The organism is Streptomyces sp. NPDC025806 (assembly GCF_055558275.1).
Map to the genome: position 1 here is coordinate 191296 of NZ_JBVHMU010000006.1, position 19864 is coordinate 211159.

Genomic DNA, 19864 nt, shown 5'->3' on the forward strand with positions numbered 1-19864 from the left:
GCACAGCCGGCACCGCCTAGGCGGGGAAGCGGCGGTCGACCCATTTCCACAGGAACTCCAGGGCGGCCGCCGCCACCGCCGCCACCCCCACCGCCGTCCACGGCATCACCGCGCCGACCAGCTTCAGCGCGAAGAAGTCCTGCAGCCACGGCACGACCAGGACGAGCAGGAACGCGGCGCCCATCGCCGCCACCAGGGCGACCCGCCACCACGTGTACGGGCGGGCGATGATGGCGAGCACCCACATCGAGATCAGGAACAGGGTCAGCGTCGCCGAGCTGGTCTCCGCGCCGAGCGAGCCCGAGCCCGTGTAGTAGTGCCGGGCGACCATGTACATCACGAAGGTGGCGAGGCCCGCGAGGACGCCGCCGGGGATCGCGTACCGCATCACGCGCCGCACGAAGTGTGGTTTCGCCCGCTCCTTGTTGGGGGCGAGCGCCAGGAAGAACGCGGGGACGCCGATGGTCAGCGTCGACAGCAGCGTCAGGTGCCGGGGCAGGAACGGGTACTCCACCCGGAAGCACACCACGAGCAGCGCGAGCAGCACCGAGTAGACCGTCTTGACGAGGAACAGGGTCGCCACGCGCGTGATGTTGCCGATGACGCGGCGGCCCTCGGCGACCACCGACGGCAGCGTCGCGAAGCTGTTGTCGAGCAGCACGATCTGGGCGACCGCGCGGGTGGCCTCGGAGCCCGAGCCCATCGAGACGCCGATGTCGGCGTCCTTCAGGGCCAGTACGTCGTTGACGCCGTCGCCGGTCATCGCGACGGTGTGGTCGTGGGACTGGAGGGCCGCGACCATGTCCCGCTTCTGCTGCGGGGTGACCCGGCCGAAGACCGTGCCGGCGTCGAGGGCGTCGGCCATCTCGCTCTGATCGGTGGGCAGGGTCCGGGCGTCGACGGTGTTCTCGGCGCCGGGCAGACCGAGCTTTCCGGCCACGGCGCCGACCGACACCGCGTTGTCCCCGGAGATGACCTTCGCCTTGACGTCCTGCTCGGCGAAGTAGCGCAGGGTGTCGGCGGCGTCGGGGCGCAGCCGCTGCTCCAGGACGACGAGGGCGGCGGGCTCGGCGCCCTCCCGGACGCCGGGGTCCTCCAGGTCGCGGGTCACCTTGGCGAGCAGCAGCACCCGCAGGCCCTGCCGGTTCAGCGCGTCGATCTCGTCGAGGGCGGGGTCGGCCGGGGGCAGCAGCACGTCGGGCGCGCCGAGCAGCCAGGTGCTGACCGCGCCGTCGCCCTCGCTGAAGGAGGCGCCGCTGTACTTGCGGGCCGAGGAGAACGGCAGCGCCTCCGTGCAGCGCCAGTCCACGCTGTCGGGGTAGGCGTCGACGATGGCCTGGAGGGAGGCGTTGGGCCGCGGGTCGGACTCGCCGAGCGCGCCGAGCGCCTTGCGTACGTACCTCTCGTCGGTGCCGTCCAACAGGCGCAGCTCGGCGACGTCCATGCCGCCCTCGGTGAGGGTGCCGGTCTTGTCGAGGCAGACCGTGTCGACGCGGGCGAGCCCCTCGATGGCGGGCAGCTCCTGCACCAGGCACTGTTTTCGGCCGAGCCGGATGACGCCGATCGCGAAGGCCACGGAGGTCAGCAGGACGAGCCCCTCGGGCACCATCGGCACGATGCCGCCGACGGTGCGGGCGATCGAGTCCTTGAAGCCGTGCTCCTTGACCACCAGCTGGCTGATGACCAGGCCGATCGCGGTGGGGATCATCATCCACTGGACGTACCGGAGGATGGTGGAGATGCCGGTGCGCAGCTCGGAGTGGACGAGGGTGAAGCGGCTGGCCTCCTCGGCGAGCTGGGCCGCGTAGGCCTCGCGGCCGACCTTCGTCGCGGTGAAGGCGCCGCCGCCCGCGACGACGAACGAACCGGACATGACCTCGTCGCCGGGCTTCTTGACGACCGGGTCGGCCTCGCCGGTGAGCAGCGACTCGTCGATCTCCAGGCCGTCGGCCTCGGCGCAGCTGCCGTCGACGACGATCTTGTCGCCGGGCCCGATCTCGATGAGGTCCCCGAGCACGATCTCGGAGGTGGAGACGGCGACGGCGGCCCCGTCGCGGCGCACCGTGGGTTTCGCCTCGCCGATCACCGCGAGGGAGTCCAGGGTCTTCTTGGCCCGCCACTCCTGGATGATGCCGATCCCGGTGTTGGCGATGATCACGAAGCCGAAGAGGCTGTCCTGGATCGGCGCGACCGCCAGCATGATGATCCACAGGACGCCGATGATCGCGTTGAAGCGGGTGAAGACGTTGGCGCGGACGATCTCGGTGAGCGAGCGGGAGCTGCGCACGGGGACGTCGTTGACCTCGCCGCGGGCGGTCCGCTCCGCGACCTCGGCGGAGGTGAGGCCCGTCGCGCGCGCGGGGACGGGTATCGGATGCACCGGATCGAGTTCGGCGCCCGCGTCGATAGGGGTCATGGGTTCGACGGTACGGGCGAAACCGGGCACTCACCCGTCGAGCGGGGCACCTTCCGCGCTCTGCGCCGCGGCCCGCTTGAGGGCGGCGTCGCGGCCCCGGACGTACCAGATGCCGATGAGGCCGAGGCCCGCGCCGGCGAGGCAGGTCCAGATCCACCAGGTGTGGCCGCGGTCGTCGAACCAGCCGTAGAACGGCAGCTGGACGAGGAAGAGGACGAACCAGAGGATCGTGCCGCCGGTGATGGTGGCGACCACGGGACCCTCCAGGGGTTCCGGTGCCTCGTGCTGCGGGGTCCACTTCGCCATGGGCACAGCTTACGAGGCCCGCCCCGGCGCCCGCACGGGCCCTGCCCGAGCCCGGTCGGGGTGCGCCCCGAGCCCGGTCGGGGCCCCGGACGCCCCAAGGGTCTACGCGCGGAGATAGCGCATTCCCGTTCATATGTTCATACTGAAACGGCCTGACTCTGGCTCCTTATGTTCGTAGGAAACACCAGCGCCGCACCGCACACGACGGCACACAGGCACCCCCGCACCACTGAAAGCGCTGAGGAAATCCATGTCCACTTCGGCCACCCCCAAGGTCGATGCCGTCGAGCCGCCGCCGGCCCCGAAGAGCGGTCTCGACCGCTACTTCAAGATCACCGAGCGCGGTTCCACGGTCGTCCGTGAGGTCCGTGGTGGTTTCGCCACCTTCTTCGCGATGGCCTACATCATCGTGCTGAACCCGATCATCCTCGGCAGCGCGAAGGACATGTACGGGCACCAGCTCGACAACGCCCAGCTGGTCACCGCGACCGCGCTGACCGCCGCGTTCACCACCCTGCTCATGGGCGTCATCGGCAACGTGCCGATCGCGCTCGCCGCCGGCCTCGGCGTCAACACCGTCGTCGCCCTCCAGCTCGCGCCGCGCATGTCCTGGCCGGACGCGATGGGCATGGTCGTCTTCGCGGGCTTCGTCGTGATGGCGCTGGTCGCCACGGGCCTGCGCGAGCGCGTGATGAACGCCGTGCCGCTCAGCCTGCGCAAGGGCATCGCGATCGGTATCGGCCTGTTCATCATGCTGATCGGTCTCGTCGACTCCGGCTTCGTCTCGCGCATCCCGGACGCCGCGCACACCACGGTCCCGCTCCAGCTCGGCGTCGGCGGCCACCTCATGGGCTGGCCGGTCCTCGTCTTCGTGCTCGGCACGCTGCTGACGCTCGCGCTCCTGGTCCGCAAGGTGCCGGGCGCCATCCTGATCTCCATCGTCGCCATGACCGTCGTCGCGATGATCATCAACGCGGTCGCCGACGTGCCGTCCTGGGGTCTGACCACCCCGGAGTGGCCGGGCAACCCGATCTCCACCCCGGACTTCGGCCTCGTCGGCCAGGTCAGCCTGACCGGCGGCTTCGAGAAGGTCGGCGTCCTGACCGGCATCCTCTTCGTCTTCACCGTGCTGCTGTCCTGCTTCTTCGACGCCATGGGCACGATCATGGGCATCAGCGACGAGGCGCACCTGACCGACGAGAAGGGTCAGATGCCGGGCATGAACAAGGTCCTGTTCATCGACGGCATCGCCGTCGCCGCCGGCGGCGCCTCGTCCTCCTCCGCCACCACCTGCTTCGTGGAGTCCACCGCCGGTGTCGGCGAGGGCGCCCGTACGGGCCTCGCGAACGTCGTCACGGGCGGGCTCTTCGCCGTCGCGCTGTTCCTCACGCCCGTCGCCACGATGGTCCCGTCCCAGGCCGCCACCCCGGCGCTGCTCGCCGTCGGCTTCATGATCATGGCCGGCAGCATCCGGGCCATCGACTGGGACGACTGGACGGTCGCCATCGCCGCCTTCGTGACGATGCTGATGATGCCGTTCACCTACTCGATCACGAACGGCATCGGCATGGGCTTCATCACCTTCACGGTGCTCCGCGTCGTCGCGGGCCGCGCCAAGGAGGTGCCCGTCGCCATGTACGCCGTCTCGGCGGTCTTCGGCTTCTACTACCTGATGCCGGCGCTGGGCCTGACCTGACGCGCCCCGTCGCCCCCGCTTCGGCCCCGCCCGGATCTCCCGGGCGGGGCCGCAGCGCATTTCCGGCTGGACCGCCGGTGGGCGCCGGGGGGAAGGGTGGGGCGATGACCTTGCGCACCGATGTGGCCGCGCTCCTGGCGGAGGCCGGAATCCTGGACGACCTGGGCCTGGACGACGTGGACCTGGACGCCGGCGGCGCCGTCGCGGACCCGCACGTCCGCTCGGCCGCGTACCAGCGCGTCGTCGCGGCGATCGCCGCCTCGGCGAACCGCGACCGGGACCGCGCGCTCGTGGCGGTCCTCGTGCGCGACCTCGACGGCATGGCGGCCAAGACGGCGGTGGTCGCCCTCGTGGACGCGATCGCGCCGGAGACGGCCGGTCCCGCCGCGTTCCGGCGGTGGGCGGACGGAGTGCTGCCGGAGACCGACCGCCTGGAGGCGGAGGGCCACCGCGCGTTCGTCCGCAGCCGCGTCCACGACTGGCTGGTCCGCCTGTCCGTCCGGGCCGGTCACGTGCCGGCACCGGAGGAACTGGCGACGGTCACCGACTGGATGCAGCGCGTCCTCGCCGGGGAGGCCACGTCACCGGCGGTACTCGCCCTGCTCGCCGCGTCGGGCCGGCGCCGCAGGACGCGGAACGTCGCGAGGAACCGGGCCGGTTCCGGCGCCGTACGGAGCCGGAACGGTTCTCCGGAGCCTCAGGCCGCTCCGTAGAACCGTTCCGTCTCCTCGACGGCCGTCTTGAAGCGTTCGTCGAAGTCGTCGCGTGTCAGCGTCCGGACCACGTAGTCCTGGACGCTCATCCCTCTCTTCGCGGCGTGTCCCTTGAGCCGGTCGAGGAGCTCACCGTCTATCCGCAGGCTGAGCACTGTCGATCCCATGACGAACAGGGTTGCCGCGCCGTCCGCCCGGGCGTGTCACTTTCCGGAAGTGGCTCACTCGTTTGAGTGACGTAAGGTTTCGCCCCGTCAGATCGGCGGCTCTTCGGTGACCCTTCGGTGGCCCTGCCGGGGCGGTCGTCCCGTGGTGTGGATCACGGGAGGGTGGCGTGTTTCCGGTGGTCGTTAGGCACGGTAATGAGTTACGCTAAATACATGCCGGACCTCTCCCATGGCGACGACGTAGCCGCCGTGAACTCCCTGCGCTCCGCCGTGATGCGCCTGTCCCGTCGGCTCAAGCACCAGCGGGTCGACGAGTCGCTGAGCCCCACCGAGATGTCGGTGCTCGGCACCCTCGCCGGATGCGGATCCGCCACACCCGGTGAACTCGCCCGCAAGGAACACGTGCAGCCGCCGTCGATGACCCGCATCGTCGCGCTCCTGGAGGCCAAGGGACTGGTCAGGCTGGAGCCGCACCCCGAGGACCGGCGCCAGAAGGTCGTCACCTCCACCGAGCAGGCCGAGACCATGCTCAAGGAGAGCCGCCGCAAGCGGAACGCCTGGCTGGCCGACCTCGCCGCCGGGCTCGACGACGAGGACTGGGCCAAGCTCCGCGAAGCCGCCCCCGTCCTCGAGAAGCTCGCCCACCTCTGAAGTCCGCACGTTGAACGACCACCGCTGAGTCGCGCTCAGCACCACGACGCCGAGGAGGCGAACCCACTTTGAGTACGGGACCCGGAGCAGACTCCGCCCCCGCACCAGCCGCCCACGACTCAACCGCCCGCCCCCGCAAGACCTCCATGTTCGCGAGCCTCAAGGTGCGCAACTACCGCCTGTTCGCGACCGGAGCCGTCGTCTCCAACACCGGTACCTGGATGGCCCGCATCACCCAGGACTGGCTGGTGCTCTCCCTCACGGGATCCTCCGCCGCCGTCGGTGTCACCACGGCCATGCAGTTCCTCCCGATGCTGCTCTTCGGCCTGTACGGCGGTGTCATCGCCGACCGCTTCAACAAGCGCAGCCTGCTGTTCTGCACCCAGGGCGCGATGAGCCTGTCGGGTCTGTTCCTGGCCGCGCTGACGCTGTCCGGCCAGGTGCAGGTCTGGCACGTCTACGTCGCCGCGTTCTTCACCGGACTCGTGACCGTCGTCGACAACCCGACCCGGCAGTCCTTCGTCTCCGAGATGGTCGGCCCCGACCAGGTGCGCAACGCGGTCTCGCTGAACTCCGCCAACTTCCAGTCCGCCCGGCTCATCGGCCCCGCCGTCGCCTCCGTCCTGACCGCCGCCGTCGGACCCGGCTGGGCCTTCCTCGCCAACGGCCTGTCCTTCCTCGCCCCGCTCACCGGCCTGCTGCTGATGCGCACCAGTGAGCTGCACGAGACCAAGCTCGCGCCGCGCGGCAAGGGCCAGCTCAAGGAAGGCCTGCGGTACGTCTCGCGGCACCCCGAACTGATCTGGCCGATCGTGCTCGTCGGATTCGTCGGCACCTTCGGGTTCAACTTCCCGATCTGGCTCAGCGCCTACGCCGACGACGTCTTCCACGGCGGCGTCGGCATGTACGGCGTCTTCAACACCCTCATGGCGCTCGGCTCCCTCGCCGGCGCGCTGCTCGCCGCGCGTCGCCGCTCCACCCGGCTGCGGGTCCTCGCGGGCGCCGCGATCGGCTTCGGCGCGCTGGAGATCCTGGCCGCGTGGGCGCCCGGCGTCTGGGCCTTCGCCCCGCTGATCGTCCTCCTCGGCATCCTCGGCCTCACCGTCAACGTGACCGCGAACTCCACGGTCCAGATGGGTACGGAGCCGGAGATGCGGGGGCGGGTGATGTCCCTGTTCATGATGGTGTTCACCGGTGGTACCCCGCTCGGCGGGCCGCTCTTCGGCTGGCTCGCCGACCAGTACGGGGTGCGGGTCAGCTTCATGCTCGGCGGGGTGATCTGCGCGGTTGCGGCGGCCGGGGTCGGGCTCATGCTCGCCCGCGCCGCGAACCTCCGGCTCAAGGTCGACCTTCGGCGCGGAGAGCGCCACCTGCAGTTCGTACCGCGCGAGCCCCGCGAGCTGGCGGTGGCCTGACCCGGCCCTGGGTGCCGGGTGTGCGGGAAGCGCCTCCCGCCGTAGGGGCCGAGGCCCGTCGCCGGCGCCCGCCCGGTGGGGCTTCTCGCGCAGTTCCCCGCGCCCCTGAAGGGGCGCGGGGAACTGCGCGATCAGCCACGACGGCGCAGCACGCGGCGACGATCCTCAGCCCCTACGGCGGCGACGCCGTAGCCGAAGCCGACCGCATCGCGCCCGCCCCAGAAGCCGGCCGGTCCGTCACACTGTGACCCGTGAGACTTTTCGCTGCCGTGTTGCCGCCGGAATCCGCTCTCGCCCCGTTGGGGGCCGTCGTCGACGGGATGCCGGATACCGATGGGGTGCGATGGACCGGGCGGAGCGGGTGGCATCTCACGCTTGCGTTCTACGGGGAGGTGCCCGAGGAGAGCGTGGCGGAGTTGGAGGAGCGGCTGGGGCGGGCCGCCGCTCGTACTCCGGAGTTCGCGCTGGCCCTGCGCGGGGGCGGCCAGTTCGGCGGGCGGGCCCTGTGGGCGGGGGTGAGCGGCGACACGGCCGCCCTCGGGCGGCTGGCCGAGCGCGCCGAGGCCGCCGGGCGCCGGGCCGGACTGCCCGGCGAGCACCGGCGCTACCGGCCGCACCTGACCTTGGCCCGCAGCCGCCACGCCGTCGACTTCGGCCCGTACGTCGAGGCGCTCGCCCCGTTCGAGGGGCCCGCCTGGACGGTGTCCGAGCTGGCCTTCGTCCGCAGCAACCTGCCCACGTCGGGGGTGCCGGGCGAGCGGCCCCGGTACGAGAAGGTCGCCGCGTGGCCGCTCGCGGCGCCGCGTTAGGCTCGACGCGTGGACCCGAAGACCCGAAACCGGATCATGGCCGGTGTGCTCGTGCTGATGTTCGTCGTCGTGGTGGTCGCGGCGGCCGCCGGCAGGTGAGCCCGCGCGGCCGCCCCTTCCCCGATCGCCGGACTACCAGGCGAAGGCCTCCGGGGACGGTCCCGGGCCCGGGAAGATCTCGTCCAGGGACGTGAGCAGCTCCTCGCCCAGCTCCAGCTCGACCGCCCGCAGCGCTGACTCCAGCTGCCCCGTCGTCCGCGGGCCGACGATCGGCCCGGTGACCCCGGGACGGGTCAGCAGCCAGGCCAGCGCCGTCTCGCCCGGCTCCAGACCGTGCTTGTCGAGCAGATCCTCGTAGGCCTGCACCTTCTCGCGCATCGACGTGCTCTCCAGCGCGCTCGCGCTGCGCCCGTCCCGGCGCCGGCTGCCCTCCGCCTCCTTCTTCAGGACGCCGCCGAGCAGCCCGCCGTGCAGCGGCGACCACGGGATGACACCGAGGCCGTAGTCCCGCGCGGCCGGGATGACCTCCATCTCGGCGCGCCGCTCGGCCAGGTTGTACAGGCACTGCTCGCTGACGAGGCCCATCGTGCCCCGGCGGGCGGCGATCTCGTTGGCCTGCGCGATCTTGTAGCCGGGGAAGTTCGACGACCCGGCGTAGAGGATCTTGCCCTGCTGGATCAGGACGTCGACCGCCTGCCAGATCTCCTCGAACGGAGTGCGGCGGTCGATGTGGTGGAACTGGTAGATGTCGATGTGGTCCGTCTGCAGACGCCGCAGGCTCGCCTCGACGGCCCGGCGGATGTTCACCGCGGAGAGCCGGTCGTGGTTGGGCCATACGTCGCCGTCGCCCGCCATGTTCCCGTACACCTTGGTGGCGAGCACGGTCCTGTCCCGCCGCCCGCCCCCGTTGGCGAACCAGGTCCCGATGATCTCCTCGGTGCGGCCCTTGTTCTCGCCCCACCCGTAGACGTTGGCGGTGTCGAAGTAGTTGATGCCACTGGCCAGCGCCGCGTCCATGATGGCGTGGCTGTCCGGCTCGTCGGTCTGCGGTCCGAAGTTCATGGTGCCGAGGACGAGCCGGCTGACCTTGAGTCCCGTGCGTCCGAGCTGCGTGTACTTCATGTCGAACCAGCCAAGACCGTGGAGTGCGCTCTAGGCAAGCGTCTCCGCCCGCGCCCTTCACCAGAACCGCGCGTTCGCCCCACGCGTCCTCGCTTTCACCCGGTCACCAACGCCCTTTATCCTCAACGGCGTTACGCCGGTGACCAGGCGGCAAAAGGCGGGGGAGCCAGATCGGCATGAGCGGGACCAATCAGGGTGCGGGCGACGGCGGCGGGAGTGCGGAGGAGCTCGACGGGGGCGTCGACGGGGGAGTGAAGCCGCTCACCGTGTTCGACCCGGCGCGCATCGGCCCGTATCTGCTGCTCGGGCGGCTCGGGGCGGGCGGCATGGGCCGGGTGTTCCTCGCGCGGTCGGACAGCGGGCGCACCGTCGCGGTCAAGGTCGTGCACGAGGAGCACGTGTCGGACGCGCGCTTCCGAGCCCGGTTCCGGCGCGAGATCGAGGCGGCGCGCAAGGTCGGCGAGCGGTTCACCGCGCCGGTGCTCGACGCGGGCCCCGACGACGAGCCGCCGTGGGTCGCCACCGGGTACGTGCCGGGTCTGTCGCTGGAACAGGTGGTGCGCCGGCACGGGCCGCTGCCCGTGGACTCCGTGCACGCGCTCGCCGACGGGCTGCTGCACGCCCTGAAGGACATCCACGACGCGGGCATCGTGCACCGCGACCTGAAGCCGTCGAACGTGATGCTGACCGTCGACGGCACCAAGGTCATCGACTTCGGCATCGCGCGGGCTCTCGAAGCGTCCGTCGAGTCGCTGCTCACGAGTACGGGGATGGTCGTCGGGTCGCCCGGGTTCATGTCGCCCGAGCAGGTGCGTGGGCGCAGCGCCGGGGTCAAGAGCGACGTGTTCACGCTGGGCTGCGTGCTGACGTACGCGGCGACGGGCCGGCTGCCGTTCGGGCACGGTGCCAGCAGCGGGCACGCGGTGATGTTCCAGATCGTGGAGGACGAGCCGGACCTGACCGGGATCGAGGACGCGGCGCTGCGCGCGCTCGTCCTGCGCTGCCTCGCCAAGGAGGTCGACGAGCGGCCCGGCGTCGACGAGCTGCTCGCGGACCCGGACCGGGTGCGCCCGGTGGCGGGCGGGGCCGCCTGGCTGCCCGCCGAGGTCGTGGCGCGGCTCGCGCAGCAGTCGGCGCGGCTGCTCGACGCGGAGGCGGTGCCGCTGCGCGAGGAGCCGGTGGACCGGGCGACGGTCGGGCTGCGGGCCGGCCAGGAGCCGGCGCTCGCGGCGGTGACGGCGGGCGGCGGCGCGGGCAAGTCCACGAAGAAGTCCACGAAGAGGGCGAAGAAGGCGGAGGAGGAACCGAAGCGGCGTCGGAAGGCGTTCGTGGTGCTCCCCGTCGCGGTCGTCCTCACGGTCGGCGGCGGGACGATGGCGCTGCTCCCGTACGTGCGCGACGACGGGGACGCGCAGGCCCGCCGCCCGTCGAGCAGCGCGAGCGCGACGGTGAGCGCGTCCCCGACGGCCTCGGTGTCCGCGTCCCCGTCCAGGTCGGCGAAGCCCAAGGGCAAGAAGAAGGACGACGGGGCGGACGCGGGGAAGAAGAAGGACGACGGGGGCGAGACGGCCGCCCCGGACGGCGCCGACGGGCAGCAGGCGCAGGACAAGGACGGTGGCTCCGGCACGGCGTCGGGCGGCGCGGCCGACTCCGGGAGCGGCACGGACACCTCCGGCGGCTCCTCGGGCTCCGGGTCCTCCGGCGGGGGTTCGGGTTCGGGAGGCGGTACGTCCGCCGGTTCGCCGCCGCCCGCGATGACGCAGTACCGGCTCGACTACACGAACTCCTGTGTCGGCGCCTGCTCGATGCCCATCAAGGTGAGCTGGTCCCCGGTGTCCCGGGCGACCCGCTACGACATCAACTACGTCAACAAAGGCAGTCAGTTCACGGCGAAGAACGTGAACACGACGTACTCGACGTCCGGCACCAGCTACACGATCACCGGCCCGTACTCCGGCGACGAGATCTGCATCAAGGTCCGCGCGGCGAACAGCTACGGCCCGTCGGCGTGGGCGCAGACCTGGTGCGGGACGGTGCCGTACTAGGGACCGTGCCGTACTAGGAGTGCGGGTAGGGGCCGCCGATGTCCCAGGCCTGGTGCAGCGCGTCCGCGAACGCGCCGGCGAGTTTGTGCTCGCCGGAGGCGTTCGGGTGGGTGCCGTCGTAGGTGTCGCGGTGGATGTCGTACGACTCCGGGACCGAGGCGAGCAGCAGCGGGGAGCGGGGTTCGGAGAGGTCGGCGACCGCCTTCGCGAGCAGGGTGTTGAAGTGGGAGACCTGTGCGGCGAAGGGGGCGTCGGTCTCGGCCCGTACGTTGGGGATGACGGGCAGCATGACCATGCGGACGGTGGGGTTGGCGGCGCGGGCGGCGGCGACGAAGCGGCGTACGTTCTCGGCCGTCTGCTCGGCGTCGGTGTAGAAGCCGAGGTCTATCAGGCCGAGGGAGATGAGCAGGGTGTCGGCTCCGGCGGCGGTGACGGCGTCGCCGATGACGGGGGCCATGTGCTGCCAGCCCTCGCCCCAGCCGGCCAGGTGCCGTTGCGGGAAGTCGGGGTCGGCGTAGTCGTGGGTGCCGCCGTACAGGGCGGTGCGGGGGCCGACGACGGCGCAGTCGGTGCCGGTGGCGCGCAGGTGCTGCCACATGCGCAGGCGCCAGGTGTGTTCACCGGCGCTCCCGATGGTCATGGAGTCACCGACAAACATGAACCTGAGCATCCGCTCATCATGGTCGATGCCGCGGAGATCACGCCGGTCAGGTGCGTGTGAGACCGGACACGCCTGGCAAGCTGGGGGCATGCGTGCGGACAAGGCGTGGTCGCGGACGGGGCGGATCGGTGCGGTGCTGGCCGCCGCCGTTCTGGTGACGGGGGCGGCCGTGGTGCCGGCCGGGGCGGACGGGCGTTCGCCCGGCTCGGACGGGTTCACGATCAGGGACCCGCGGATCACGGAGTCCAGCGGGCTCGCCGCCTCCCGGGCCCACCCCGGCGTGTACTGGACGCACAACGACAGCGACGACGGCGCGTACCTGTACGCGATCGACGGGCGGACGGGCCGCACCCTGGCCACGCTCACCCTCACCGGGATCGGTTCCCCGCGGGACGTCGAGGCGATCTCGATCGGCCCCGACGGCGACCTCTACGTCGGTGACATCGGCGACAACCTGGGCGGCACCTGGGACCACGTCTGGATCTACAAGCTGCCCGAGCCGAAGGAGCTGCGCGACCAGACCGTGCGGGCCACGCAGTACGTCGTGAAGTACGCGGACGGGCCGCGCAACGCCGAGTCGCTGATGGTCCATCCGAAGACCGGCCGGGTCTACATCGTGGAGAAGGGCGAGGACGGGGGCGGGCTGTACGAGGGCCCGGCGCGGCTGAGCACGGCGGGTACGAACACCTTCCGCCGCATCGCCGACATCGACCTGTGGGCCACGGACGCGGCGTTCTCCCCGGACGGGAAGCAGCTGGCGGTGCGCGGGTACTTCGGCGGCGTCTCGTACGCGTGGAACGACGGCAGGCCGAAGCGGCAGGGGCAGTTGAGCGTCCCGATGCAGCCGCAGGGCGAGTCGGTGACGTACACGCCGGACGGCCGCACGCTGCTGTACGGCAGCGAGGGCAAGGGCAGTTCGGTACGGCCGGTCGAGGTGGAGGGCGCCGGATCGGGCGACGGTACGGGGACTCCCGGGACGGGCTCGGACGAGAGCGGTGGCAGCAGCGACACCGGCATCACGGGCAAGGCCGGTGCGGTGGGCGCGGCGGTGCTCCTGATCGTGGCGGTCGGCATAGGGCGCCTGACCCGCAAGTCGAAGCGGGGCTGAGTTCGCGCCCCGATAAAAGCGGCACGGGGGGCTGCGCACCGGCCGGAGCCGGTGTGCAGCCCCCCGCAGGAGAGCTGGACCCTCTGGGGTCAGAGCTGGCCGATGACGTAGTCGATGCAGTGCGTCAGGGCCGTGATGTCCGACGGGTCGATCGCCGGGAACATCGCGATGCGCAGCTGGTTGCGGCCGAGCTTGCGGTAGGGCTCGGTGTCGACGATCCCGTTGGCGCGGAGCACCTTCGCGACGGCCGCCGCGTCGACCGACTCGTCGAAGTCGATCGTGCCGATGACCTGCGAACGCTTCGCGGCGTCGGTGACGAACGGCGACGCGTACTTCGACTCCTCGGCCCAGCTGTACAGGCGGTCCGACGAGTCCTTGGTGCGGGCCGTCGTGAACGACAGGCCGCCCTGGCTGTTCATCCACTCCAGCTGCTCGCCGAGCAGGAAGAGCGTGGCGAGCGCGGGCGTGTTGTACGTCTGGTTCTTGCGGGAGTTGTCGATCGCCGTGGGGAGGCTGAAGAACTCCGGGATGTGGCGGCCGGACGCGTGGATGCGCTCGGCGCGCTCGATGGCGGCGGGCGAGAACGCCGCCAGCCACAGGCCGCCGTCCGACGCGAAGGACTTCTGCGGGGCGAAGTAGTAGACGTCCGTCTCGGCGATGTCGACCGGGAGGCCGCCCGCACCGGAGGTGGCGTCGACCAGGACGAGGGCGCCCTCGTCGGCACCGGCCACGCGCTTGATGGGGGCGGCGACACCGGTGGAGGTCTCGTTGTGGGTGAGGCCGTACACGTCGACGCCGGCCTCGGCCTGCGGCTCGGGGTGCGTGCCCGGCTCGGAGGCGATGACGGTCGGCTCGGCCAGCCACGGGGCCAGCTTGGCGGCCTTGGCGAACTTGGAGGAGAACTCGCCGAAGTTCAGGTGCTGGGACTTGTTCTCGATCAGGCCGTGCGTCGCCACGTCCCAGAACGCGGTGGAGCCGCCGTTGCCCAGGATCACCTCGTAGCCCTCGGGGAGGGAGAACAGGTCCTTCACGCCCTCGCGGACGCGGCCGACCAGGTTCTTGACCGGGGCCTGGCGGTGGGAGGTACCGAGCAGGGAGGTGCCGGTCGCGGCCAGGGCGTCCAGCGCCTCCGTCCGCACCTTGGAGGGGCCCGCGCCGAAACGTCCGTCGGCGGGCTTGATGTCAGCGGGAATCTGGATCTCAGCCACGAAAGGGAGAGTAGCGGGTGGTTCCGGCCGACCTGCGCGTTGTCCGTCCGGTGAGATGGGCCGGGACCGGGTGGCGGACGGCCACCCGGCCTCGGCCCGTGAAGGCGCCGCCGCGGGGTCAGCCGCCGAGCACGACCGGCAGCTCGAACAGGTCGTTCTGCGTGACGACCGGCTTGTTGCGCAGCTCGCCCGGCTCGACCGCGAGCCGCAGGCCGGGGAAGCGGGCGTACAGCGCGGGCAGCGCGACGCCCGCCTCCAGGCGGGACAGGGCCGCGCCGGGGCACACGTGCGGGCCGTGGCCGAAGGAGATGTGCCGGGTCGGCGAGGTGCGGGTGATGTCGAAGTCGCCGGCGGTCGGGCCGTGCGCCTGCTCGTCGCGGCCGATGGCGCCGTAGGAGACGATCAGGGCGTCGCCCTCGCGGATCGTCTTCTCGCCGACCTCGACGTCCTCGGCGGCGAACCGGATCAGGACGTGCGAGGTCGGGGTGGAGTGGCGCAGGGTCTCCTCGACGACCTGCTCCCAGGTGGCCTTGCCGTCGAGGACGAGGGCCAGCTGCTCAGGGTGCCGGGACAGGTTCACGACCGCGTTGACGATGAGGGAGATCGTCGTCTCGTGGCCGGCGGCGACCATCAGCTGGAGGGTGGAGACGATCTCCTCGTCGGTGAGGTGGTCACCGTTCTCGGAGGCCTGGATCAGGGCGCTGGTCAGGTCGTCGCCCGGCTCGGCACGGCGGGCCGCGACGACGGCGCCCATCATCGCGGCGAGCTCCATGAGCGTCGCGACGACCTCCTCCGGCGGGGTCTGCGTGGAGAAGAACTTGTCGAACAGGACCTTGAGGCGCGGGTGGTCGGCCTCGTCGATGCCCATCAGGTCGCTGATGACGTACATGGGCAGCGGGTAGGCGAACTCGGCCTTCAGGTCGACGGTGCCCTCGGTGGGGAGCTGGTCGAGCAGGCCGGCCGTCAGCTCCTCGATCCGCTCGCGCATCCGCTCGACGCGGCGCACGGTCAGCGCCTGGGCGACCAGGGCGCGCATCCGGCGGTGGTCCTCGCCGTCGACGGTGAGCATCGAGCGGCCCGGGTTGGCGAGGCCGATCAGCGGCCAGTCGGCGGGGATCTCGCCGCGCTTCCAGGCCCCCCACACCTCGATGTCCTTCACCAGGCGCTTGTCGGTGAGGAGTTGGCGGGCCTCGGCGTGGTGCGTGACCGCCCAGACGGGTACACCGCCGGGCAGTTCGACCTCCACCAGGGGCCCCGCAGCGCGCAGCTTGGCGCTCTCCCCGTCCAGGTCGGTGACGAACGGGTCGAGGGCGATGCGGCCGGCGGAGGCGTGCGGGCACGCGGAAGCGGAAGTCGTCATGGGTGGTCTCCAAGAGTCCTGGACGGGAGTGGGTGGCGTCAGAGGGCCGGCGTCGGCGTGAAGCGGACCGGGAGGTCGGTGAGGCCGCGCAGCCACGGCGAGGGCCGCCGGGTGAGCGCGTCGGCCGTCGTCGCGAGGTCGATGTCGGGCAGCCGGTCGAGGACGACCTCGATGGCGGTCCGGGCGATGACCTCGGCGACCTCCTGCGCGGGGAACGGGCAGCGGTGCTCGCCGTGTCCGAAGGAGAAGTGGGCGCTGTTGCCGCCGGTGAGGACGGAGGCGTCGGTGCGGACCTGCGGGTCGGCGTTGGCCGCGGCGAGCCCCAGCAGGAGCAGGTCGCCGGAGCGGATGTGACGGTTGCCGAGCCGGGTGTCGCGGGTGGCCCAGCGCCCGGCGACGTTCTGCGTCGGGGTGTCCTCCCACAGGACCTCGTTCATCGCCTCGGCGACGCTGTGCCGCCCGCCGAACAGGGACGCGGCGAACCGGTCGTTGGTGAGCATCAGGCGCAGCGAGTTGCCGATCCAGTCGGCGGTGGGCTGGTGTCCGGCCGCCATCATCACCATGAGGTCCTGGGCGACCTCCTCGTCGGTGAAGCCGGAGGGGTCCTGGAGCATGTACGAGGCGACGTCCTCGCCCGGCGCCGTGTGCTTGGCGGCGAGCAGTCCGACCATGGACTGCGCGAGGTGCTGCTGGCCGGCGAGGGCGCGTTCCCGGCCGTCGATCATGTCGTTCATCGCGGTGACCAGGCCCGGGCCCTGCGCGTCGGAGAAGCCGTAGATGCGGGCCAGGACGCGGACGGGCAGCAGCATCGCGTAGTCGGCGACGATGTCGCACTCGCCCTTGCCGCAGAAGCCGTCGATCAGCTCGTCGGCGAACTGCTCGGCGTGCGCCTTGAGTTCGAAGGGGTCGATGGCTTCGAGGGCGTGGCTGATCATCGCGGCGCGCCGGCGGTGCCGTTCGCCGACCGTGTAGAGGATCGACGGCTGCTTGCGGCCGATCATCGGCAGCAGCGGCCAGTCGGCGGGGATGTTGTCCCACTGGTTCCACAGGTCGGAGTCGCGGCTGAACAGGGTCGGGTCGCCGGTCACCTGGTGCAGTTCGCGGTAGCCGAGGACCAGCCAGGCCGGGATGTCGCCGTCGAGGACGACGGGGGCGACGGCGCCGTGGTCGCGGCGCATCTCCCGGTAGAGGGTGGCGGGTTCGGTCGCGAAGCGGGGGCCGGACAGGGGTACGGGCGCGGTGCCGTGCTCGGACGCGGGGCAGCCGGGGCTTGTCACGGGGCGGTCTCCTGAGGCACGTGCGGCTGACGGGCTTGAGTGGCGTGCGGGGCGTAGAGCGTCCTGAGGTGCTCGAGGAGCGTGATCAGGACGTCCTTGCTGGAGGCGCGGGTGCGCGCGTCGCAGCGGACGAGCGGCACCTCGGGGTCGAGGTCGAGGGCCTCGCGCAGCTGGTCCAGGGTGTGGTGGGGGCCGCCGAAGTCGTTGTGGGCGACGATGAACGGCGTGCCGTGGTGCTCCAGGCGGTCGATCGCGTACCAGGAGTCCTCGATGCGCCGCGAGTCGACGAGGACGACCGCGCCGAGCGTCCCGGAGAACAGGCGGTCCCACAGGAACCAGAAGCGTTCCTGGCCGGGGGCGCCGAACAGGTAGAGGACGTTGTGCTCGTCGAGCGTGATGCGGCCGAAGTCGAAGGCGACGGTCGTCGAGGTCTTCGTACGGACGCCGTCGAGGTCGGCGAGGTCGTCGACGCCCTGCCCGGCCTGCGTCATCGTCTCCTCGGTGTTGAGGGGACGGATCTCGCTGACGGAGCGGACCAGGGTGGTCTTGCCGACGCCGAAGCCGCCGACGATCACGACCTTCAGGCCGTTGTCGGCGCCGGCCGCCGGCTCCCGGCGGGCGCGCGGCGGTTCAGAGGTTGCGGAGTCCAACGAGCACCTGCTCCAGGATGTCGGGATCGGGAAGGCGGTGGGGGGACGCGGCGATCCGCGGGTGACGGACGCTGATGCGGCCCTGCACGAGGAGGTCGGAGAGCAGGACGCGCACGATGCTGACCGGCAGGCCGAGCTCGGCGGCCACCTCCACCACCGCGGTCGGCCGGCCGCACATCCGCAGGATCGTGGCGTGCTCGGACGGCATGCCGGGCCCCGGGTCCGACTCGGCGACGATCAGCGACACCAGGTCGAAGGGCACGTCGCTCGCGGGCCGGCTGCGGCCCCCGGTGAGGGTGTAGAGGCGGTCGGGGGCGTCGTCCCGGCCGGGGCGGCTCATGACGCCGGGAGCCCGGCCGGGGCGTCCGGCTGCCGGGCCTCGGCACGCAGGTGCTCGCCGAGCTGCTCGACGAGCTCGGACATGGTGTGCCCGACGAGGCCGGCGTCGGCGTCCTCGTCGGCGATCGCCGCGAGGTGGGCGCCCTCGCCGGCCCCGACGATGAACAGGGTGCCGCCGTGGAACTCGGTCATCGAGGAGCGCACTCCGCCGGTCCCGTCGCCGAACTCGGCGGACGCGCCGTGCGCGAGGGACTGGATCCCGGCGGCGATCGCGGCGAGCTGGTCCGCCTGGTCGGTGGAGAGCTCGGGGGTGTGGCACAGCTTGAGGCCGTCGCGCGACAGGACCAGGGCGTGCCGGGTGCCCGGGGTGCGCTTGAGAAGGCCTTCGAGCAGCCAGGTCAGGCCGGTGCCGGTGGTGGTCCCGCTCATCGGGGGGTGTCCTCTTCTTCCTGCTGGTGTTCTACGGGGTCTTCGGCGCGGGGCGCGGTGGCGCGGACCGCCTGGCGGAAGCTGCTGAAGCGGGCGGCGGCGGAGGCCGGGGCCCCGGGCTCGGCGCCGGCCGCCCCGGTGGCCCGGGTGCGCTCGTCGGGTGCGGCGGCCTCGGCGGCGCGGGCCTGCGCGCGCTCGGCGGCGGCGAGGGTCCGGCCGCGCGCCCGCTTGGGCAGCCCGCTGTCACCCGGGGCCGGTTCCGGATCCGTGGCCGTACCGGTCGTCGCCGCCTCGCGTTCGCCGCGTACGGGCAGGGCGTCCTGGGTGGCGGGCGCGTGCGCCAGGGCCTCGTGTTCCACGGGCTCGGGGGCGGCGTCCGGCGCGGCGGCGGGCGACGGGACCTTGAGCTGAAGCGTCGGTGTCGGCGTCGGCTCGGGTGTCCGGGAGAGCAGTTCCTGGGGGATGAGCAGCAGCACCCCCGTGCCGCCCCGCGCGGACGGCCGGAACGACACGGTCAGTCCGTGCTTGCGGGCCAGCCGGCCCACGACGGCGAGCCCGAGCCGGGTGCCGGACAGGCCGCCCAGGCCCGTCGCCCCGGCCGCCTCGCCGGACACCGCGTGCTCGGCGCGGCGCAGCTGCACCGGCCCCATCACGAGCCCGGAGTCCTCGACGGAGACGATGACGCCGGCCGGCACCTCCTCGACGTAGACGTGCACCTCGGCGGTGGGCGGCGAGAAGTTGGCGGCGTTGTCGAGGAGTTCGGCGAGGGCGTGCATGACGCCTTCGGCGGCGTGGCCCGCGACGGCTGCGGCGGTGTTGGCGTGCACGCGCACGCGCTGGTAGCCGCCGATGCGGCCCATCGCGCCGCGCAGGATCGACTCCATGGCGATGGGGCGGGCCCAGCGGCGGCCCGAGCGGGCGCCGGTGAGCACGGCGACCGAGTCGGCGAGCCGGCCGGCCTGGGCGGTGCGGTGGTCGAGGTGGAGCAGGTCGGCGAGGACGTCCTCGTCGGTGTGCCGGTGCTCCATCTCGCGCAGGTCGGCGAGCATGCCGGTGGCGAGGGCCTGCATGCGTCCGGCCGCGTTGGCGCAGGCGGCGAGCGCGGCGGCCCGTTCGGCGCGGGCGGTGCGCAGCTGCCCGGCGAGTTCGGCGGCGTCGGCGGCGTGGGTGTCCCTGGCCTGGGTCAGTTCGGCGGCGGTGCGGGCCTGTTCGGCGATGAGGCGGGCCTGTTCGGCGGCGCTCCGGTCGGCGGCGTGGCGCAGTTCCGTGACGCGGCGGCGAAGCGCGTCGGCGCTGTGGCGGGCGTGGGCGGCGTATCCGGCCAGGGCGGAGAACGCGAGCGCGGCGACGGCGGCGCCCCAGCCGAGCGGGGTGCGCACGGAGTCCGGCGCGAGGGCGACCGCCCCCGTGCCGAGCGCTCCGGTGACGAGGAGGGCGGCCAGCAGGGTGAGCGCGGCCGGGCGTGCGGGCGGCCGGTGGGGCGCGGTCATCG

The 19864-nt window shown here is 72.1% G+C and carries 19 protein-coding genes; 7 read left to right on the forward strand and 12 right to left on the reverse strand.

The features are described 5' to 3' along the window. Positions 1-16 precede the first annotated feature (16 nt). Positions 17-2416, reverse strand: coding sequence for an HAD-IC family P-type ATPase (locus ACZ4E1_RS16325; protein ID WP_467539765.1), 2400 nt, complete (start codon positions 2414-2416; stop codon positions 17-19). Positions 2417-2446: 30 nt separating this feature from the next. Then, positions 2447-2722: a DUF2530 domain-containing protein gene (locus ACZ4E1_RS16330; RefSeq protein ID WP_188337619.1), complete on the reverse strand. Its 276-nt coding sequence runs from the start codon at positions 2720-2722 to the stop codon at positions 2447-2449. 250 nt (positions 2723-2972) lie between these two features. On the opposite strand from ACZ4E1_RS16330, the gene ACZ4E1_RS16335 reads away from it, so the two are divergent. Together ACZ4E1_RS16335 and ACZ4E1_RS16340 are read left to right on the forward strand one after the other, a co-directional pair. After that, positions 2973-4418, forward strand: a complete 1446-nt coding sequence (locus ACZ4E1_RS16335) for an NCS2 family permease (protein ID WP_467539766.1) — start codon at positions 2973-2975, stop codon at positions 4416-4418. Between the two features lie 104 nt (positions 4419-4522). Beyond that, on the forward strand, positions 4523-5131 hold the full coding sequence (locus ACZ4E1_RS16340; RefSeq protein WP_467539767.1) for a hypothetical protein: 609 nt from the start codon (positions 4523-4525) through the stop codon (positions 5129-5131). Here ACZ4E1_RS16340 and ACZ4E1_RS16345 read toward each other — a convergent pair. Next, positions 5116-5298 carry a ribbon-helix-helix protein, CopG family gene (locus ACZ4E1_RS16345; protein ID WP_188337616.1) on the reverse strand — a complete coding sequence of 61 codons (183 nt, stop codon included), beginning with the start codon at positions 5296-5298 and terminating at the stop codon, positions 5116-5118. The two genes, ACZ4E1_RS16340 and ACZ4E1_RS16345, sit on opposite strands and share 16 nt — an antisense overlap. Positions 5299-5511: 213 nt before the next feature. On the opposite strand from ACZ4E1_RS16345, the gene ACZ4E1_RS16350 reads away from it, so the two are divergent. From ACZ4E1_RS16350 to thpR, 3 genes are all read left to right on the forward strand, one after another. Further along, positions 5512-5949 carry a MarR family winged helix-turn-helix transcriptional regulator gene (locus tag ACZ4E1_RS16350; RefSeq protein ID WP_188337615.1) on the forward strand — a complete coding sequence of 146 codons (438 nt, stop codon included), beginning with the start codon at positions 5512-5514 and terminating at the stop codon, positions 5947-5949. 68 nt (positions 5950-6017) lie between these two features. Then, on the forward strand, positions 6018-7364 hold the full coding sequence (locus ACZ4E1_RS16355) for an MFS transporter (protein WP_467539768.1): 1347 nt from the start codon (positions 6018-6020) through the stop codon (positions 7362-7364). 251 nt (positions 7365-7615) lie between these two features. Further along, on the forward strand, positions 7616-8173 hold the full coding sequence (thpR, locus tag ACZ4E1_RS16360) for an RNA 2',3'-cyclic phosphodiesterase (RefSeq protein WP_467539769.1): 558 nt from the start codon (positions 7616-7618) through the stop codon (positions 8171-8173). A 132-nt stretch (positions 8174-8305) separates the two neighbouring features. Here thpR and ACZ4E1_RS16365 read toward each other — a convergent pair whose 3' ends face one another. Beyond that, the gene (locus ACZ4E1_RS16365; protein ID WP_467539770.1) at positions 8306-9295 is read right to left on the reverse strand and encodes an aldo/keto reductase; all 990 of its coding nucleotides are present in this window, start codon (positions 9293-9295) and stop codon (positions 8306-8308) included. A 176-nt stretch (positions 9296-9471) separates the two neighbouring features. On the opposite strand from ACZ4E1_RS16365, the gene ACZ4E1_RS16370 reads away from it, so the two are divergent. Continuing rightward, positions 9472-11340 (forward strand): protein kinase domain-containing protein, encoded by a 1869-nt coding sequence (locus ACZ4E1_RS16370; RefSeq protein ID WP_467539771.1) that lies wholly within the window; start codon positions 9472-9474, stop codon positions 11338-11340. Positions 11341-11353: 13 nt separating this feature from the next. Here the strand turns inward: ACZ4E1_RS16370 and ACZ4E1_RS16375 are convergent, their stop codons facing one another. Then, positions 11354-12010 carry a GDSL-type esterase/lipase family protein gene (locus ACZ4E1_RS16375; protein WP_467539772.1) on the reverse strand — a complete coding sequence of 219 codons (657 nt, stop codon included), beginning with the start codon at positions 12008-12010 and terminating at the stop codon, positions 11354-11356. 79 nt (positions 12011-12089) lie between these two features. On the opposite strand from ACZ4E1_RS16375, the gene ACZ4E1_RS16380 reads away from it, so the two are divergent. Further along, a complete protein-coding gene (locus ACZ4E1_RS16380) occupies positions 12090-13109 on the forward strand; it encodes a WD40 repeat domain-containing protein (protein WP_467539773.1) in 1020 nt (339 codons plus the stop codon). A gap of 89 nt (positions 13110-13198) precedes the next feature. On the opposite strand, the gene serC is transcribed toward ACZ4E1_RS16380, so the two are convergent. The 7 genes from serC to ACZ4E1_RS16415 form a co-directional block, all read right to left on the reverse strand. Then, positions 13199-14317 carry a phosphoserine transaminase gene (serC, locus tag ACZ4E1_RS16385; protein ID WP_467539774.1) on the reverse strand — a complete coding sequence of 373 codons (1119 nt, stop codon included), beginning with the start codon at positions 14315-14317 and terminating at the stop codon, positions 13199-13201. A 118-nt stretch (positions 14318-14435) separates the two neighbouring features. Then, the gene (locus ACZ4E1_RS16390) at positions 14436-15677 is read right to left on the reverse strand and encodes a cytochrome P450 family protein (protein WP_467539775.1); all 1242 of its coding nucleotides are present in this window, start codon (positions 15675-15677) and stop codon (positions 14436-14438) included. Positions 15678-15715: 38 nt separating this feature from the next. Then, the gene (locus ACZ4E1_RS16395; RefSeq protein WP_467539776.1) at positions 15716-16954 is read right to left on the reverse strand and encodes a cytochrome P450; all 1239 of its coding nucleotides are present in this window, start codon (positions 16952-16954) and stop codon (positions 15716-15718) included. Continuing rightward, positions 16951-17604, reverse strand: coding sequence for a GTP-binding protein (locus ACZ4E1_RS16400; protein ID WP_467539777.1), 654 nt, complete (start codon positions 17602-17604; stop codon positions 16951-16953). Before ACZ4E1_RS16400 ends, ACZ4E1_RS16395 begins: the two co-directional genes overlap by 4 nt. Beyond that, positions 17585-17944 (reverse strand): DUF742 domain-containing protein, encoded by a 360-nt coding sequence (locus ACZ4E1_RS16405; RefSeq protein ID WP_467539778.1) that lies wholly within the window; start codon positions 17942-17944, stop codon positions 17585-17587. The genes ACZ4E1_RS16400 and ACZ4E1_RS16405 overlap by 20 nt, the downstream gene beginning before the upstream one ends. Beyond that, complete coding sequence (locus ACZ4E1_RS16410; protein WP_467539779.1) at positions 17941-18372, reverse strand: roadblock/LC7 domain-containing protein; 432 nt, start codon at positions 18370-18372, stop codon at positions 17941-17943. The genes ACZ4E1_RS16405 and ACZ4E1_RS16410 overlap by 4 nt, the downstream gene beginning before the upstream one ends. Further along, entirely contained in the window at positions 18369-19862 is a 1494-nt protein-coding gene (locus ACZ4E1_RS16415; RefSeq protein WP_467539780.1) for a sensor histidine kinase, read from the reverse strand. Before ACZ4E1_RS16415 ends, ACZ4E1_RS16410 begins: the two co-directional genes overlap by 4 nt. Positions 19863-19864 lie beyond the last annotated feature (2 nt).

What these genes read in the sequence shown, in the direction of transcription:
- ACZ4E1_RS16325 (WP_467539765.1), bottom strand. Translation starts at nt 2,416, where the DNA reads ATGACCCCTATCGACGCGGGCGCCGAACTCGATCCGGTGCATCCGATA.
- ACZ4E1_RS16330 (WP_188337619.1), bottom strand. Translation starts at nt 2,722, where the DNA reads ATGGCGAAGTGGACCCCGCAGCACGAGGCACCGGAACCCCTGGAGGGT.
- ACZ4E1_RS16335 (WP_467539766.1), top strand. Translation starts at nt 2,973, where the DNA reads ATGTCCACTTCGGCCACCCCCAAGGTCGATGCCGTCGAGCCGCCGCCG.
- ACZ4E1_RS16340 (WP_467539767.1), top strand. Translation starts at nt 4,523, where the DNA reads ATGACCTTGCGCACCGATGTGGCCGCGCTCCTGGCGGAGGCCGGAATC.
- ACZ4E1_RS16345 (WP_188337616.1), bottom strand. Translation starts at nt 5,298, where the DNA reads ATGGGATCGACAGTGCTCAGCCTGCGGATAGACGGTGAGCTCCTCGAC.
- ACZ4E1_RS16350 (WP_188337615.1), top strand. Translation starts at nt 5,512, where the DNA reads ATGCCGGACCTCTCCCATGGCGACGACGTAGCCGCCGTGAACTCCCTG.
- ACZ4E1_RS16365 (WP_467539770.1), bottom strand. Translation starts at nt 9,295, where the DNA reads ATGAAGTACACGCAGCTCGGACGCACGGGACTCAAGGTCAGCCGGCTC.
- ACZ4E1_RS16370 (WP_467539771.1), top strand. Translation starts at nt 9,472, where the DNA reads ATGAGCGGGACCAATCAGGGTGCGGGCGACGGCGGCGGGAGTGCGGAG.
- ACZ4E1_RS16375 (WP_467539772.1), bottom strand. Translation starts at nt 12,010, where the DNA reads ATGCTCAGGTTCATGTTTGTCGGTGACTCCATGACCATCGGGAGCGCC.
- ACZ4E1_RS16380 (WP_467539773.1), top strand. Translation starts at nt 12,090, where the DNA reads ATGCGTGCGGACAAGGCGTGGTCGCGGACGGGGCGGATCGGTGCGGTG.
- ACZ4E1_RS16390 (WP_467539775.1), bottom strand. Translation starts at nt 15,677, where the DNA reads ATGACGACTTCCGCTTCCGCGTGCCCGCACGCCTCCGCCGGCCGCATC.
- ACZ4E1_RS16405 (WP_467539778.1), bottom strand. Translation starts at nt 17,944, where the DNA reads ATGAGCCGCCCCGGCCGGGACGACGCCCCCGACCGCCTCTACACCCTC.
- ACZ4E1_RS16410 (WP_467539779.1), bottom strand. Translation starts at nt 18,372, where the DNA reads ATGAGCGGGACCACCACCGGCACCGGCCTGACCTGGCTGCTCGAAGGC.
- ACZ4E1_RS16415 (WP_467539780.1), bottom strand. Translation starts at nt 19,862, where the DNA reads ATGACCGCGCCCCACCGGCCGCCCGCACGCCCGGCCGCGCTCACCCTG.